At 64.4% G+C, this 14,149-nt stretch carries 14 protein-coding genes; 6 read left to right on the top strand and 8 right to left on the bottom strand.

Annotation, left to right across the window (positions count from 1 at the left end; all coding sequences use genetic code 11):
• Positions 1-79 precede the first annotated feature (79 nt).
• On the bottom strand, positions 80-1,294 hold the full coding sequence (locus AASM09_RS10770) for an FAD-dependent oxidoreductase (RefSeq protein WP_049430775.1): 1,215 nt from the start codon (positions 1,292-1,294) through the stop codon (positions 80-82).
• Between the two features lie 120 nt (positions 1,295-1,414).
• Between AASM09_RS10770 and AASM09_RS10765 the strand changes: the two genes are divergently transcribed.
• Positions 1,415-2,365, top strand: coding sequence for a LysR family transcriptional regulator (locus AASM09_RS10765; protein WP_238378711.1), 951 nt, complete (start codon positions 1,415-1,417; stop codon positions 2,363-2,365).
• Between the two features lie 13 nt (positions 2,366-2,378).
• Here AASM09_RS10765 and AASM09_RS10760 read toward each other — a convergent pair whose 3' ends face one another.
• Together AASM09_RS10760 and AASM09_RS10755 are read right to left on the bottom strand one after the other, a co-directional pair.
• A complete protein-coding gene (locus tag AASM09_RS10760) occupies positions 2,379-2,894 on the bottom strand; it encodes a hypothetical protein (protein WP_049430781.1) in 516 nt (171 codons plus the stop codon).
• Positions 2,895-2,934: 40 nt separating this feature from the next.
• The gene (locus AASM09_RS10755) at positions 2,935-3,366 is read right to left on the bottom strand and encodes a BLUF domain-containing protein (protein WP_049430846.1); all 432 of its coding nucleotides are present in this window, start codon (positions 3,364-3,366) and stop codon (positions 2,935-2,937) included.
• A gap of 516 nt (positions 3,367-3,882) precedes the next feature.
• Between AASM09_RS10755 and AASM09_RS10750 the strand changes: the two genes are divergently transcribed.
• A complete protein-coding gene (locus AASM09_RS10750; RefSeq protein WP_049430784.1) occupies positions 3,883-4,134 on the top strand; it encodes a hypothetical protein in 252 nt (83 codons plus the stop codon).
• A 53-nt stretch (positions 4,135-4,187) separates the two neighbouring features.
• On the opposite strand, the gene AASM09_RS10745 is transcribed toward AASM09_RS10750, so the two are convergent.
• Complete coding sequence (locus tag AASM09_RS10745; protein ID WP_049430785.1) at positions 4,188-5,057, bottom strand: methylenetetrahydrofolate reductase; 870 nt, start codon at positions 5,055-5,057, stop codon at positions 4,188-4,190.
• Positions 5,057-5,971, bottom strand: a complete 915-nt coding sequence (locus AASM09_RS10740) for a LysR family transcriptional regulator (protein WP_049430788.1) — start codon at positions 5,969-5,971, stop codon at positions 5,057-5,059. The genes AASM09_RS10745 and AASM09_RS10740 overlap by 1 nt, the downstream gene beginning before the upstream one ends.
• 75 nt (positions 5,972-6,046) lie before the next feature.
• Between AASM09_RS10740 and msuE the strand changes: the two genes are divergently transcribed.
• The 3 genes from msuE to AASM09_RS10725 are packed head-to-tail and all read left to right on the top strand — an operon-like array spanning position 6,047 to position 8,741.
• Entirely contained in the window at positions 6,047-6,634 is a 588-nt protein-coding gene (gene msuE, locus AASM09_RS10735) for an FMN reductase (protein ID WP_049430790.1), read from the top strand.
• A 56-nt stretch (positions 6,635-6,690) separates the two neighbouring features.
• Complete coding sequence (locus AASM09_RS10730) at positions 6,691-7,668, top strand: DUF1852 domain-containing protein (protein WP_049430793.1); 978 nt, start codon at positions 6,691-6,693, stop codon at positions 7,666-7,668.
• A gap of 38 nt (positions 7,669-7,706) precedes the next feature.
• Entirely contained in the window at positions 7,707-8,741 is a 1,035-nt protein-coding gene (locus tag AASM09_RS10725; protein ID WP_049430794.1) for a methionine synthase, read from the top strand.
• 588 nt (positions 8,742-9,329) lie between these two features.
• Here the strand turns inward: AASM09_RS10725 and AASM09_RS10720 are convergent.
• The 3 genes from AASM09_RS10720 to AASM09_RS10710 all read right to left on the bottom strand — a co-directional run bounded on the left by AASM09_RS10720 (position 9,330) and on the right by AASM09_RS10710 (position 11,731).
• Complete coding sequence (locus AASM09_RS10720) at positions 9,330-10,145, bottom strand: S1 family peptidase (RefSeq protein ID WP_049430797.1); 816 nt, start codon at positions 10,143-10,145, stop codon at positions 9,330-9,332.
• A gap of 133 nt (positions 10,146-10,278) precedes the next feature.
• Positions 10,279-10,635, bottom strand: coding sequence for an excalibur calcium-binding domain-containing protein (locus AASM09_RS10715; protein WP_100443849.1), 357 nt, complete (start codon positions 10,633-10,635; stop codon positions 10,279-10,281).
• 91 nt (positions 10,636-10,726) lie between these two features.
• The gene (locus AASM09_RS10710; RefSeq protein ID WP_343369027.1) at positions 10,727-11,731 is read right to left on the bottom strand and encodes an extracellular catalytic domain type 1 short-chain-length polyhydroxyalkanoate depolymerase; all 1,005 of its coding nucleotides are present in this window, start codon (positions 11,729-11,731) and stop codon (positions 10,727-10,729) included.
• 197 nt (positions 11,732-11,928) lie between these two features.
• Here AASM09_RS10710 and AASM09_RS10705 point away from each other — a divergent pair, with 197 nt between their 5' ends.
• Positions 11,929-14,127, top strand: a complete 2,199-nt coding sequence (locus AASM09_RS10705; protein ID WP_238378710.1) for a TonB-dependent receptor — start codon at positions 11,929-11,931, stop codon at positions 14,125-14,127.
• Positions 14,128-14,149: the final 22 nt, after the last annotated feature.

Here is a 14,149-nt window from a genome sequence, read left to right as displayed (position 1 = left end):
CGCGCCCAATGGTGCATTCTCGCTGCTGCGGGGTGAAGGTGGGGGATGGCGCGGTCAGGCCATGGGTGATTCCCAACTTTCATAGGCGATACATGCTGCCTGCACTGTTTGCCGCCAGCCTTTCAACGCGGTCGGCCATCGGCAGGCCCTGCGACCATCCTGCCGCCATGGCCAGCGCGTCGCGCATTGGGTCGGATGCCCTGGCGCGCTCGTTGCGGATACGACAGGTTTCAGGGTCGTTGGCGAACAGGCCGCGCGCGAACATGCGGCCCTGCTCTGCCAGCCGGGCAGTCTTGGGGCCGCGGATGGTGGCGAAGCGCAGCAGTACCTCTTCCAGGCAGCCATCGCCCCCGCCAATGCAGCGTGCCAGGTGCCAGGCGTCTTCAAGTGCCTGGCATGCTCCCTGCCCCGATGTTGGCAGCGGCGCATGGGCTGCGTCCCCAATGAGCAGCACGTTTGCGCGGCTCCAGGTGTGCAGCGGCTCAAGGTCGTGCACGGCGACCCGCTGGACGGCGTGCGCCGGCGTGGCCTCGATGAGGCGGTCGACAGGCTCGGGCCATCCTGCAAACAAGCACCTCACTTCGTCGTGCATGCCCGCGGCGGGGGACGCCGCAGGGAGTGGGCGCGCCTGCGCGGCCGCCCAATACACCCGATCTTCGCGGACGGCGACGCAGCCGAAACGATCCCCGGCACCCCAGTAGTCATCGATCCTGATGTCGCTTGCCAGTGCCCTGCCCTGTGCAACCCCGATCCAGTTCACGAAGCCCTGGTAGATCGGCGTGTTGTCCCCCGCGACGAACCTGCGCGCCACCGAATCCATGCGCCCGTCCGCGCCGAGCAGCAGATCCGGGCGGATGCTGTGCCCATTGTTGAACCGCGCCACGGCCTTGCCGCTGGCATCCAGCTCAATTGTTTCGGCGCAATGCCCGAACGCCACCGGGATACGCGCTCGCATCACATGATCCAGCAGAACCGCCTGCAGGTCCCTGCGCAGAATCGTATGGGTCGGGTATCCCATGATCTGGTCCAGCAACGTGATATCCAGGCCACCCAGCGGGTCACCCGCTGCATTCCAGCGGTGCACGGATGTCGGCCGGCCGCCGACTGCACCCATGTCCTCCAGCAGCCCGAATTCCTGCAGTACGAAGCCGGCGTTGGGCCAGAGTGTCACGCCGGCGCCCATGGTTGATGGTGCGGTGCGGCGCTCGTATACGAAGCAGCTGTGCCCTTGCTTGTGGAGGGCAAGGGCCACGCTCAGGCCTGCGATGCCGCCACCCAGGATTCCTACGTCCATTCCAACACGCCTTTTTATCAGCCCCGGGTACGCCATTGCGGAGCATCCATGGGGCGGGAGTGCAGTCTGGACTCTGCCAATGCTGGCAACTAGCATGCAGAAGTGAGAGAAGTTCATACCTTGGACGGGATAGTCATGCGCAGTAGTTTCGACCTGAACACCGTCCGTGTGTTCGTGGCCGTTGTAGACGAGCAGAGCTTTTCGGGTGCGGCGCGCCTGCTGGCCCTGCCTTCATCCAACGTCAGTCGCCATGTCGCTTCACTGGAGCGCAACCTGGGCGTTCGACTGCTGGAGCGCAGTACCCGCCACCTGCGCATGACCGAAGCCGGCACCTTGCTATACGCGCGCGCCAAGCCCCTGCTCGATACCCTGCTGTCCACCGAGGAGGAGCTCGGCGCGGTGCAGCGCGAACTGAAGGGTCCTCTGAGGATGTGCATTCCGACCGAAGCGCCACGGCTGCTCGCGCCCATCCTCGCCGAGTTCTGCAGTCTCCACCCCGGCATTGAATTGGAGTGCGACACGCGCCTGACCGGCCTGGAAGTGCTGCGCGAAGACATCGATCTCTCCCTGTTCTTCCACCGTGGCCCGCAGGATGACAGTGCGTTCATCACCCGTGTTCTGGCGACATTGCCCAGCATTGTGGTGGCCGCGCCGGCGTTGCTGGCCAGGACTGGCGTGCCGCATCGGGTGCATGAACTCAAGCGCTTCCCTTGCATCACCACCGCAAGTGCCCTGAAGGGGCAGCCCTGGCAGTTTCTCGACGCCACGGGAAACATCGTGAAGGTGTCTGTGCGCAGCCGCTATCGGGTCAACAGTGGGGAGTTGGCCGTTGCGGGCGCACGCCAAGGCCTGGGCTTTGCCATCGTTGCGGCCCATCCGTGCCAGGACGACATTGCCGACGGCCGGCTGCAGGAAGTGCAACTGGATCTGCTACCTGCGCCGCTGCAACTGCTTGGAGCCTATAGCCATCGCCATTCGGTCACGGCGCGGGTCCGGGCGTTGCTGGAATTCATCCAGGCCCGGCTGCAACCGGCAGCGCCTGTGTTGCGTCCCGATCAATCCGGGCGGTGACAGCGGCGGGCAGTCAGCGCCCGTCCGGCCGAACCGGCTCGCGAGCACCTGTTCTGGGAGCAAACGCCACCTTCTCTCCATTGACCAGCTCGACCACGAGCTGGTTGGAGTGATTGAAGCCGATGGTACTCGCCCAGGCGAAGTGCGAGACGGTACGCCGAAGCTGCGATGTGCGGCGATACAGTTGACCCAGGGTGACGGTGCGGACCAAGCGGCCACGATGGTAGAAAAGCAGCACCGGCTCGCTCAACCTCACGTCAGCCGGAACCAGGTTCATGCCCTCGTAGCCGACCACGACCGACTCCCCATCGTCCGACGGGAACAGCCAGCGATGCCACCCGGGTATCAGCCAGGCCTCTTGACCGGATGCCTGCGGCGTTACCCGTGTTGAATTCAAGGCCGGATCGGAATCAGCACAGAGATTCCGCGCGGAGGAGCATGCCGTGAACCTCTCCGGCGGCGGCAGCGGGGCATCGGCAAGCGCCGGGCCCGCAGCCAGTGCAGCAATGAGCGTGATGAGAGCCTTCATTTCACTGCACACCTCGATCAAGTGGCCGCCGAAGCGGAAACTAAGCGGCGTGTACGTAGGGCGCTACCGCCGCAGCAAGCACATCGATTCCCCACGCGGAGCCTGCGATTTCCTCGGGCTGGCTTCTCTTGAAGCGTGACCAGTCGGCCCTGGCAAGTCGGCCGACCAGAAGCTGATCGGCAGGAAGCTGGTGCATCGACCAATAGGGAAACTGGCGGGTAGAGACGCGCCCGCGGGCCAGCTCCACGACATCCGTGTGGCTGGCCGATTGCAGCACGCGCTCGTAGACGCTGGCCACGCCATCTTCCGGGCCTTCGAAGTACTGCACGAATCGCGTGCCGTCGTGCAGCAGCACGCCTGTCACCCCTGCAAGCTTGTTGAACCTTGCAGCATCGGCCACGAGCGCCTTCAGACGATCAATCGAAAGACCTTCGGCGGCCTGGCTTGCGTATACAACGGCCCTGATGGGCATGGACATCCGCCTTGAATGTGGCGCCACGTCGGCACCTATTCACACTCTAGCATCCGGTACAAGCCCGGGCCGTGATGCGTATTCTTAATTCTTCAGAATAAGGACGGTCGATGGCTGCGCCGTACGGCACGCCAGACGGCATGATGGGCGCCCCAAACGTTCAGGGCATTGTTCATCTTCATGCGAGACATCGGACAGTTCTATGTAGTCAGCGTCGAAGGAGTGGCGCGTGAGGATGGCACCCTGCTGCAGGTCACCCGGATTGATTGCTCCTGCCTGAAATGCTCAAGGCAATTCCGGGCCATTCCTGGTCATGGGCTTGTCGACCTCAACGGCGCTGCTTCGCTCAGCTGCCCGGGGTGCGGCAACCATCAGTCCGTCAGCCGTGCGCGGTTGGAGGAATTCACATTGCGGACTGACCCCTGAGTGGACCCGCACCGCTTCTCGACGCCGCGCCAACGCGCCCGACACCTCTGCATCGATATCTTCCCGTAGTAGACCCACAACGGCGTTCCAATGAGTCATACCGGCATATTCAAGATCACCGACCTCACCTACAGACCGGGCGCAGAGGGCGACCTGGCCCGGGCCCTGCAGATAGAAGCAACCTGCACGGCGTGCGGCGCAACCAGCGTCTGGGGTGAGCAGGAGATGGAGCATGTGAGAGGAGGCACCGTGCTTGCGTGCCGCGCGTGCGGTACGCGCCAGGCCATCAGCAATGCCGGCCTGATCAGCTGCCCGTCCGAGATACGACACCGGCAGGGCTGACCGGGACGGGACCGGGCAACCACGTGAACTGCCCGGCCGCCATGATTGACCTGTCAGCGGCGGGCAACCGACGCCTGCGCCCGATGCCGTTTGATCCAGTCCAGTGATTGGGCAATACCACCGAACGGGAAGAAGTGCGGGCTGGCCAACCCGTGGGCCTCAGTCAAACCGCTCACCAGGTGGTCCACGAATACTTCCGGCCCCGCGGTTCCGAGCAGTCGTCCGATCGAGATGCCGTACTTTGCCAGCATGGATGCACTGGCACCCACCCCGCACATTGCGGCGTAGCGTGCCAGCCGCGCGATGCTTGCCGGACCCGGCACGCCGACCAGTACCGGAACATCGATGCCACGGGCGCGCAGCGCGTCCAACCAGGCCAGAACGACGTCGGCATCGAAGGCGAACTGCGTGATGATCATCGGCGCCATGCCGCGTGCTTCGATGGCTCGGCACTTGTGATCCAGCACCTGCCAGCACTCGTCACTGCCCATCACCGGATGGCCCTCGGGATGACCGCCGATGGCGACGACCTTGATGCCGCCCCTCTCTAGAAGCCCTGTCTGGATGATCGAAGCGCTATCTGCAAATGGGCCGGCGGGCGTAGCCAGATCGCCGGCGATCACCAGGTACTGGGCGACACCGGCCTCGCTGGAGGCACGCTGCAGGAACCGCTCAAGCGCGGCACGCGACCCGATTCGGCGGGCCGGGAGATGCGGCATCGGCTCGAAGCCCAGTTCACGCACCCTGCGCGCCGCTGCCAGGCGTGCGTCGTCGTCCTCGCTGGCCAGCCAGGGAATGGAAATCGTCGTGCCACGCGGAATGCGGGCGGCTTCAGCAGCCAGCGCCGGCATGGCCTTGGCGCTTACCTCCAGCGAAAACGCATCAAGGAAGGCCTGCGCCCGCAGTGACGTAGGTGCGGACATTACTTGCCCATGCCTGCACTGCTGGCCAAGGGCGAACTGTTCCGCGCCAGGTCGATGAAGGCCTCCAGATAGTCGATGCCGGTGTCGGCCTGGCGCGCACCCAGATAGATCTGCTTGGGAATGCCCTTCGCACCGAGGCGCACCGGTACCACGTCCATGCGCGCGGCATACTCCTCCACCAACCAGCGTGGCATGGCGGCCACGCCACGACCGCTGGCCACCATCTGCATCATGATGTCGGTGGTTTCAATGGCCTTGTGCCGTCGCGGGGTGATGCCGGCCGGCAGCAGGAACTGGTTGTAGATGTCCAGGCGCTCGAACGGCACCGGGTAGCTGATCAGCACTTCCTGGGCGAGCTGGCGTGGCTTTACATGGTCGAGCTTGGCCAGCGCATGATTGCTGGCCACCACCAGCACCTGCTCGTAGTCGAATACGGGAATGAACTTCAGGCCCGGCTTCAGCAGCGGGTCCGGGGTGACCAGCAGGTCGATCTCGTACCCGAACAGTGCACCAATGCCGCCGAACTGGAACTTCTGCTTGACGTCCACGTCCACGTCCGGCCACGCGGCCAGGTACGGCGAGACGATCTTCAGCAGCCACTGGTAGCAGGGATGGCATTCCATGCCGATGCGCAGCGCACCCCGCTCACCCTGTGCGAACTGGCCCAGCCGCTCCTCGGCCAGGTCCAGCTGTGGCAGCACCCGGTTGGCAACCGCCAGCAGGTACTGCCCGGCCTGGGTCAGCCGCAAGCTGCGGCCTTCGCGCAGCCAGACGTCGGTGCCCAGCTGCTGCTCCAGCTTCTTCATGCTGTGGCTCAGGGCCGACTGGGTCAGGTTGAGTACGCCGGCGGCAGCGGTGAGAGAGCCCTGCTGCTCGACCTGCTGCACGATGCTGAGGTGGATCCGCTCCAGCATGATGATGAATCCCGCTCATGGATTGGTGAAGTAATACCATTTTACGTCATGGAAGGGCGTGGCTAGCATCGGGTCATGCTTTCACCTACCCGCCCCCTTCGAATCGTCGCCGTTTCCGGCGGATTGCAGCGCCCCTCCAGGGCCGCGGCCCTGGCCGAGCATCTGCTGGACCTGATGGGCGAGGACATCCATAGCGAGCAGCACCTGGTTGAACTGGGCGAGCTGGCCCCGCAGCTGGCGGGTGCGCTCTGGCGTTCGCAGCTGCCCGACACGGTGGAACGCCAGTTGGCCGCCGTCGAGCAGGCCGATGTGCTGGTGGTGAGCACGCCGGTCTATCGCGGCTCGTACACCGGGCTGTTCAAGCATTTCTTCGACTTCATCCACCAGGACGCACTGGTCGACACCCCCATCCTGCTGGCCGCCACCGGCGGCAGCGAGCGCCATTCGCTGGTGATCGACCATCAGCTGCGCCCGCTCTTCAGCTTCTTCCAGGCGCGCACCCTGCCGCTGGGCGTCTACGCCACCGACCGCGATTTCGTCGACGGCCACGTGCACAACGATGCCCTGATCGAGCGGACGCGGTTGGCGGTGCGGCGGGCCCTGCCGCTGCTGGCCCTGCCCCGCCACCGCGCCGCCGCCCTTGAGGCCGCCCCAGCACATTGAATGCCGGATGCCTTCGCCCGCATCCGGATGTCACCCCGCACTACGGAACGCCATCCATGACGACCGACACCTTCACCTTCAGCATCACGCGCATCCCCTTCAACGAGGATTACCAGCCCGCCGATGGGACGCGCATCACCACCAATTTTGCCAACCTGGCCCGCGGCGCGTCGCGCCAGGAGAACCTGCGCAACACGATCAGCATGATCAACAACCGCTTCAACGATCTGGCGCACTGGGACAACCCCAGCGCGGATCGTTACGCGGTCGAGCTGGACATCATCTCGGTGGAGATGCACATCGATGGCGGCAATGGCAGCGATCCGTTCCCGCTGATCGAAGTGCTGCGACCGACCATCGTCGACACCCGCACCGGTGCCCGTACCGAAGGCATCGTCGGCAACAACTTCTCGTCCTACGTGCGCGACTACGATTTCAGCGTGGTGCTGCCGGCCAGCAACGAAGGCAAGGCCACCTTTGGCATTCCGGAAGGCTTTGGAGACCTGCACGGCAAGCTGTTCAGGCATTTCCTGGAATCTGACGCCTACCGTGCCAACTTCAGCAAGGGGCCGGTGATCTGCATCAGCGTATCCAGCAGCAAGACCTACCACCGCACCGAGAACCACCACCCGATCCTGGGCGTGGAGTACCGGCAGGGCGAGTTCTCTCCCACTGACCAGTACTTCGACAAGATGGGCCTGCAGGTGCGCTACTTCATGCCGCCGGGCAGCGTCGCACCGCTGGCGTTCTACTTCCAGGGCGACCTGCTGGGCGACTACTCGAACCTGGAGCTGATCGGCACCATCAGCACGATGGAGGCCTTCCAGAAGATCTACCGCCCGGAGATCTACAACGCCAACTCCGTGGCCGGCAAGGTCTACCAGCCCAGCCTGAAGCACCAGGATTACTCCTCCACCCGCATCGTCTACGACCGCGAAGAGCGCAGCCAGCTGGCGGTCAAGCAGGGCAGGTTCACCGAAGAACACTTCATCAAGCCATACCGCGCCGTGCTTGAGCAGTGGGCCGCCCGCTGATCCATCGATTCCCCACTCGCCCCAGGAAACAAGACGCAATGTCGACGAAGAAACTGCTTCCCACCTCCACCGCAGGCAGCCTGCCCAAGCCATCCTGGCTGGCCGAGCCCGAGAAGCTCTGGTCACCCTGGAAACTGCAGGACGATGGCCTGATTGAAGGCAAGCAGGACGCGCTACGCCTGTCCCTGCAGGAACAGCAGCACGCAGGCATCGACATTGTCAGCGACGGCGAACAGACCCGGCAACACTTCGTTACCACCTTCATCGAGCACCTCAGCGGTGTCGATTTCGAGAAGCGCGAAACCGTGCGCATCCGCAACCGCTACGATGCCAGCGTGCCGACAGTGGTTGGCGCGGTCAGCCGCCCGAAACCGGTGTTCGTGGAGGATGCGAAGTTCCTGCGCCGCCAGACCGCGCAACCCATCAAGTGGGCCCTGCCTGGCCCGATGACCATGATCGACACGCTGTATGACGCCCACTACAAGAGCCGCGAAAAGCTGGCCTGGGAGTTCGCGAAGATCCTCAACGAAGAGGCAAAGGAACTGGAGGCCGCCGGCGTGGACATCATCCAGTTCGATGAGCCCGCCTTCAATGTGTTCTTCGACGAAGTGAACGACTGGGGCGTGGCTGCGCTGGAGAGGGCCGTCGAAGGCCTGAAGTGCCAGACGGCCGTGCACATCTGCTACGGCTATGGCATCAAGGCCAACACCGACTGGAAGCAGACACTGGGCTCGGAATGGCGCCAGTACGAAGAATCGTTCCCGAAGCTGCGGACCTCCAGCATCGACATCATCTCGCTGGAATGCCAGAACTCGCACGTGCCGATCGACCTGATCGAACTGGTGCGCGGCAAGAAGGTGATGGTGGGCGCCATCGACGTGGCCTCCAATACGGTGGAAACGCCGGAAGACGTGGCCAACACGCTGCGCAGGGCGCTGCAGTTCGTGGATGCCGACAAGCTCTACCCGAGCACCAACTGCGGCATGGCACCGCTGGCGCGTGAAGTGGCACGCGGCAAGCTGCGCGCGCTCAGCGCAGGGGCGAAGATCGTGCGCGAGGAGCTTTCGGCGTAGCGCGGCCACCCGGCGGGCGACTGGGTGGAGCCTGGTCTGTGGTCGACCAGGCTCTGCCATTTTCCTGCACATCAGGCCGCACTGCCATCGGCGGCCGACGGGGCGCGAGCGCCTCCTTGATCCGCCTCACCTCCCCCGCTCCCGCCTCAGCCAGGCGGCGGGCCTGCTGCCGCTGCTCGCGGGAGAGCGGTGGCGTCCCCGCACCTTGCGTGCCGGGCGTTGCATCCACCAGTCGTGCCACTGCATCGCGCAGTCGCAACTGGGGGCAAAGCCGAACGGCGCACCAGCGCTCGGCATAGCGCTTGGCCTGGCGTACATTCGCCGCAGCGACGACCTTGCTTCGTGACATCCTGCGCGCATCCAGGCATAGGCGGATACCGAGTACGGGGTGTGCCATGATGTGCGCCACCGAACGGCCGTTCCACCATAGATCCCAGCGCCCGCCGTTCTGCACCCAGCCGGAAGGCTGGAAGTCGATCATGCACGCAGGATGTTTGAACGAAGAAGCCATCGCTGGAAGGATACAAACGCCGGTCGCATGCCTTGAGACCGGGCCAGCATCTACGCGACAGGCTCCTGGGCAGTCAGTTAACGTGACGCGTCACGATCGATAGTGCTTTCGATCCAGTCAATGTAGCGGGACACGCGAACGCTGTAGACCACTTGGCCATAGTAGCCGGCTTCAAGTGCGTGCTCGGAAACGGCAGTGATCCAGGACCCAAGGCCGACCAGCTTCCACACGCCTTGATCCTCGATCAGCAGCGGGCCGCCGCTGTCGCCGTTGCCGAGCACGCCTTCAAGGGGCAGGCCCTGCGGAGGCGGGTCGAACCGGTACCAGAGATAACGCGTGTTGCCGCCGGTAATCGCGTTGTAGGCCCGCCGCAGCGTCGTACGATGCGGCCCGCCGGGCACCAGTCCAGTCGCACCGTTGCCGGTGGCGCCTTTGCCGATCAAGGTGGCGATCTGGGTGACCTCGGCGCTGCCACGATAGAGCGCCAGCGGCTGCACGTCGCTCACCGGTGTGGCAAGTCTGATCAGCGCAATGTCATCCGACGCCGCCAGAAACGCGTGGATTTTCGACGCACTCCCCGTTGCCATCGCCTCCATGCCCAGCGCCTCGGGCATCCTCCGATAGCCGGGGTGCAGGAAGACACGCTCGACACCATAGCCCTTGCCATCGATGGTGATGGTGGCGCCCATCCCCTCCATCGGTGCGGCATGCGCGGCGGTCACCACCCATCTCGGTGTAATCAGGACGCCGTGCCCCTCGCCCGGCATGTCTGCCAGTGCCGGGAATTCCGTTGCGTCTATCTGGTACCTGGCATCGTCAACATCATCGCGGATGACCACGGCACCGGCGGCGAACGGGAGCGCGGCAAGCGCGAGGAAAAGCCAGCGGTTCATGGAAGCCTTCGTCCCTGCGGTCAAGTGACAACAGCCTAGGGCATCGCCTCCCACGCAGGGAGGTCGTGCGACCAGCCCTGCTGATGACCGACGAACGCGGGAAAACGGCGACTGAAGCCAGGCGGGCCTTGCCCTACCTGCGACCACGATAGGGTTCGCAGCCCACGCCATCATTGTCGCGATCAAGGTGCGGCCCATACCCCGGATCACCACGCCGTACCGGCGCTGCTCCGGCGGCGCGGGCCTCCGTGCAGTTGGCAAACACCCCGGACCTGCGCGCAGAACCGGGGGCGAAACTGCTGCGCGGGGTGTCGACATATCGAGGCGCTGCTGGAGCGCCTCGATGGCAGTGGTAGTCACCGGTCTTGCGGTTGGTGTGGCAGCCATTCCTGTCGAGCCCGCCGGGATGGCCGAGGGCGTTTGCCGACAACAGCAATGCGAGCAGGCCGAATGCGAGCCATGCGATTGAAAAAGCGCGTCGGATGTCCATGCCCTCCCCCTGTCAGGCAGTCCTGCCAGGGCGAAGGCTAGCATGGGGTTGCAACCGTCGATCAGGTTCGACACTACAGCGGTTGTTGCCTTCAGCGCTGGTAGTTCTTCAGGAACATCCAGGTGATCAACGTGGCATCCGGGCCCTTCGGGTCGGTGAACGGCAAGCCCGACTGGCTGCCACTCCACGCATGCCCCATGCCCTGTACCACATAGTGCTGTGCCAGCGTGCGACCGCCATAGGCATAGGTGTCCACCGTGTAGGCACGCCCACCCGGCACCTGGCCATGGTAGGTGCTGGTCGGCAGGTACTTCACCGAGTCGTTGTCCAGGCCGTCGTCGGCCAGGTCGTTGGTCTGCAGGAACTGGCGCACGGCCTGCTCACCGTTTACCGGGTTGACGGTGAGGTCGGCGCTGCCATGGAACACCAGCACCGGCAGCGGGCGCGGCATCGGTGAGCCCGAGCACTGCCAGGCCAGCCGACCGTTGCTGTCCGGCGAATGGATGCTGCCGGCCAGCAACGCGTAGGCGCTGCCGGAGATGGTGGTCGCACCCTTGAACATGCCGCCGGAATGGATGGCACCAGCGGCGAACACGTCCGAATAGCAGGCCAGCATGATCGAGGTCATAGCACCGCCGGCGGAAATGCCGGTGACGTAGACCCGGTGCGGATCGACGCTGTAACCGGCCTTCACCTTGTCCACGATGCCGGCCAGGATCGACGCCTCGCCGCTGTCACGGGCCTGGTTGATCGGCAGCTGCCAGTTCCAGCAGCGCGCCGGGTTGGAGGTCACGTTCTGGCGCGGATAGACCACGATGAAACCCTCGATGTCGGCCACATCGTTGAAGCCGGAGGCCTCGCCCATCAGGTTGGGGCCGTTGACGCAGCCGTGCAGTACCAACAGCAAGGGCAGCGGCTGCTGGTCGCTGTAGCCGGCCGGCACCCAGACCTGGTATTCGCGGGCGCCGAACAGGTTGCCGTACAGGCCGATGTCCCAATGCCCGGCAGGGCCCGCGGCGAGCACGCTGCCTGCCGACGCCAGCCAGCAGCACAGCGCCAGCACTACCGCCTTGATCGAATCGATTCCGGAATTCATGGCCAGATCCTCATGCGTGAGTCGTGGATGAAGTAGTACCGGGGAGCGCGTCCGGCTGAGGGCACGCCCAGTATCCGCATCCGGCGGCCACTGCCGACTGGACCTAGGTCCACTCGCCGCTGCCGGATGACACCGCTAGCCTTCGCTGCAGGGGTGGCAATGGGCCATCTGTGAGCACTTGCCTGGGGGAGGACCGAATGAAACGGAATTGCCTGAGTCTCATGATCGGCGCGCTGCTGGCCTCCGGGCCGGTACTGGCACAGGACACGCCACAGGCCGTGCCGACGGCAGGCAGGACCGCTTCACCCACAAACCTGGACAGCATCAAGGTCACCGCACGCAAGCGCGAGGAAACGCTGCAGGAGGTACCGGTCGCCGTCACCGCCTTCACCTCCGAGGCGCTGGACAGGATGAATGTCCAGGACATCAGCGACCTGGATGCGCAGGTACCGAACCTGACCATCTACGCCGCCCGTGGCGCCAGCAGCACGGTTACCGCCTACATCCGCGGCATCGGCCAGTCCGATCCCACCTGGGGCGCCGACCCGGGCGTAGGCATCTATCTGGATGACGTTTACATCGCGCGGCCGCAGGGGGCGCTGCTGGACGTGTTCGATGTCTCGCGCATCGAGGTGCTGCGCGGCCCGCAGGGCACGCTGTACGGCAAGAACACCATCGGTGGCGCGATCAAGTACATCTCGCGCGGCCTGCCCACCAGAACCGAGGGCTTCGCCCAGGTCACCGTGGGCAACTACAGCCAGCTGGATGCCAAGGCCGCCATCGGTGGTCCGATCGGTGGTGCCGACAGCGGCCTGCGTGCCCGCGTGGCGGTGGCCAGCATGAACCACGATGGCTTCGGCGAGAACACGTTCAACGGTCAGCCGGTCAGCGACAAGCAGATCAACGCGGCGCGCGTGAACCTGGGTGCGTACGCCGGCGATGACTTCGACGTGCAGTTCGCACTGGACTGGATCGACGACCACTCCGGCATGCGCGGTTCGAAGATGCTGGCGCCCAATCCGTTCCTGCGCGCCTACCCGCCAATGGACAGCCGTTATGACATCCGTTCGGGCATGCGCAATCTCAACAACGTGGAAACCAAGGGCGCGTCGGCCACGGTGAACTGGCGCCCGAACGAAGATATCGCGGTGAAGTACGTGGTGGCCAAGCGTGAATCCGACAGTGAGGCCAACATCGACTTCGACACCACGCCGATCAAGCTGGCCGACGTGGGCGGCACTTACCACGACGAGCAGGTCAGCAACGAGATACAGCTGAACTACGATGCCGGCGGACGGGTGCGCGGCGTGGTCGGCCTGTACCAGTTCAGTGGCGAGGCCGGCGGCCAGATCCAGAACAACTACTTCAGCGCCCAGTTCGCCGACAACCAGGGCAAGGTATTGACCGACAGCATCGCGCTGTACGCGGATTGGACGTTCGACCTGACCAGCAGGCTCAAGCTTGATGTGGGTGCCCGCTACACCGACGAAGACAAGCGCGCGATCGTGCTGAACCGCCTCTATGCTGACCCGGGCTTCAGCCGGCCGGTGGCGGTGACGGCGGACTTCGACAAGAAGACCAACTTCAGGAACGTCTCGCCCAAGGTTTCGCTGGACTACCAGATCACCCCGGACATCATGGTGTACGGGCTGGCCACGCGCGGTTTCAAGTCGGGCGGCTACAACATCCGCGCCAACGCGGTGGCGGTGCCACGCTCGGCCGAGCCCTTCGACGATGAGACCGTGGACAGCTACGAGGTCGGCAGCAAGATGGCCTTCTTCGACCAGCGCTTCTTCCTGAACCTGTCGGCGTTCTACAACAAGTACAAGGATATCCAGCTGTCGGTGTTCACCGGCCTGGACACCAATGGCGATGGCATCGACGATTCCTTCTTCGGCGACTTCACCAATGCCGGCGCCGGCACCGTCAAGGGCCTGGAAGTCGAGTACCAGTACCTGCCCAGCCAGCACTGGCTGATCTCCGGCAACCTGGCCTGGCTGGACACGAAGTACGATGAGTACATCGATCGCGGCGTCAACGTCGCCAGGCAGATGAAGTTCACCAATGCGCCGGAATTCTCGGGTGCATTGAACGTGGAGTACCGCACTGACCTGGCCAACGGCAGCAACCTTTCTGCACGGGTGAGCTACAGCTACCAGAGCGAGGTCTGGCCCACCACCGACCTGAGCCCGGTGATCCGCCAGGACGGCTATGGACTGGTCAATGCCGGTGTGATCTGGCGCCTGGATGACGCCTGGACCTTCTCGCTGCAGGGCACCAACCTGGCCGACAAGGAATACCGCACCACCGGTTACAACATTCCGGCGGTCGGCACGCTGATTGGCTTCTATGGACCGCCGCGCCAATATAGCCTCAGCGTCCGTTACGATTTCTAGCGCATCCGTTACGATTTCCAGG

The sequence above is a fragment of the Stenotrophomonas maltophilia genome, assembly GCF_039555535.1.
Classification (GTDB): Bacteria; Pseudomonadota; Gammaproteobacteria; order Xanthomonadales; family Xanthomonadaceae; genus Stenotrophomonas; species Stenotrophomonas maltophilia_Q.
The sequence above is the reverse complement of the archived record's forward strand: the minus strand, read 5'-3'. Positions and strand labels throughout refer to the sequence as shown.

What these genes read in the sequence shown, in the direction of transcription:
- AASM09_RS10770 (WP_049430775.1), bottom strand. Translation starts at nt 1,294, where the DNA reads ATGGACGTAGGAATCCTGGGTGGCGGCATCGCAGGCCTGAGCGTGGCC.
- AASM09_RS10760 (WP_049430781.1), bottom strand. Translation starts at nt 2,894, where the DNA reads ATGAAGGCTCTCATCACGCTCATTGCTGCACTGGCTGCGGGCCCGGCG.
- AASM09_RS10755 (WP_049430846.1), bottom strand. Translation starts at nt 3,366, where the DNA reads ATGCCCATCAGGGCCGTTGTATACGCAAGCCAGGCCGCCGAAGGTCTT.
- AASM09_RS10750 (WP_049430784.1), top strand. Translation starts at nt 3,883, where the DNA reads ATGAGTCATACCGGCATATTCAAGATCACCGACCTCACCTACAGACCG.
- AASM09_RS10745 (WP_049430785.1), bottom strand. Translation starts at nt 5,057, where the DNA reads ATGTCCGCACCTACGTCACTGCGGGCGCAGGCCTTCCTTGATGCGTTT.
- AASM09_RS10740 (WP_049430788.1), bottom strand. Translation starts at nt 5,971, where the DNA reads ATGCTGGAGCGGATCCACCTCAGCATCGTGCAGCAGGTCGAGCAGCAG.
- msuE (WP_049430790.1), top strand. Translation starts at nt 6,047, where the DNA reads ATGCTTTCACCTACCCGCCCCCTTCGAATCGTCGCCGTTTCCGGCGGA.
- AASM09_RS10730 (WP_049430793.1), top strand. Translation starts at nt 6,691, where the DNA reads ATGACGACCGACACCTTCACCTTCAGCATCACGCGCATCCCCTTCAAC.
- AASM09_RS10725 (WP_049430794.1), top strand. Translation starts at nt 7,707, where the DNA reads ATGTCGACGAAGAAACTGCTTCCCACCTCCACCGCAGGCAGCCTGCCC.
- AASM09_RS10720 (WP_049430797.1), bottom strand. Translation starts at nt 10,145, where the DNA reads ATGAACCGCTGGCTTTTCCTCGCGCTTGCCGCGCTCCCGTTCGCCGCC.
- AASM09_RS10715 (WP_100443849.1), bottom strand. Translation starts at nt 10,635, where the DNA reads ATGGACATCCGACGCGCTTTTTCAATCGCATGGCTCGCATTCGGCCTG.
- AASM09_RS10710 (WP_343369027.1), bottom strand. Translation starts at nt 11,731, where the DNA reads ATGAATTCCGGAATCGATTCGATCAAGGCGGTAGTGCTGGCGCTGTGC.
- AASM09_RS10705 (WP_238378710.1), top strand. Translation starts at nt 11,929, where the DNA reads ATGAAACGGAATTGCCTGAGTCTCATGATCGGCGCGCTGCTGGCCTCC.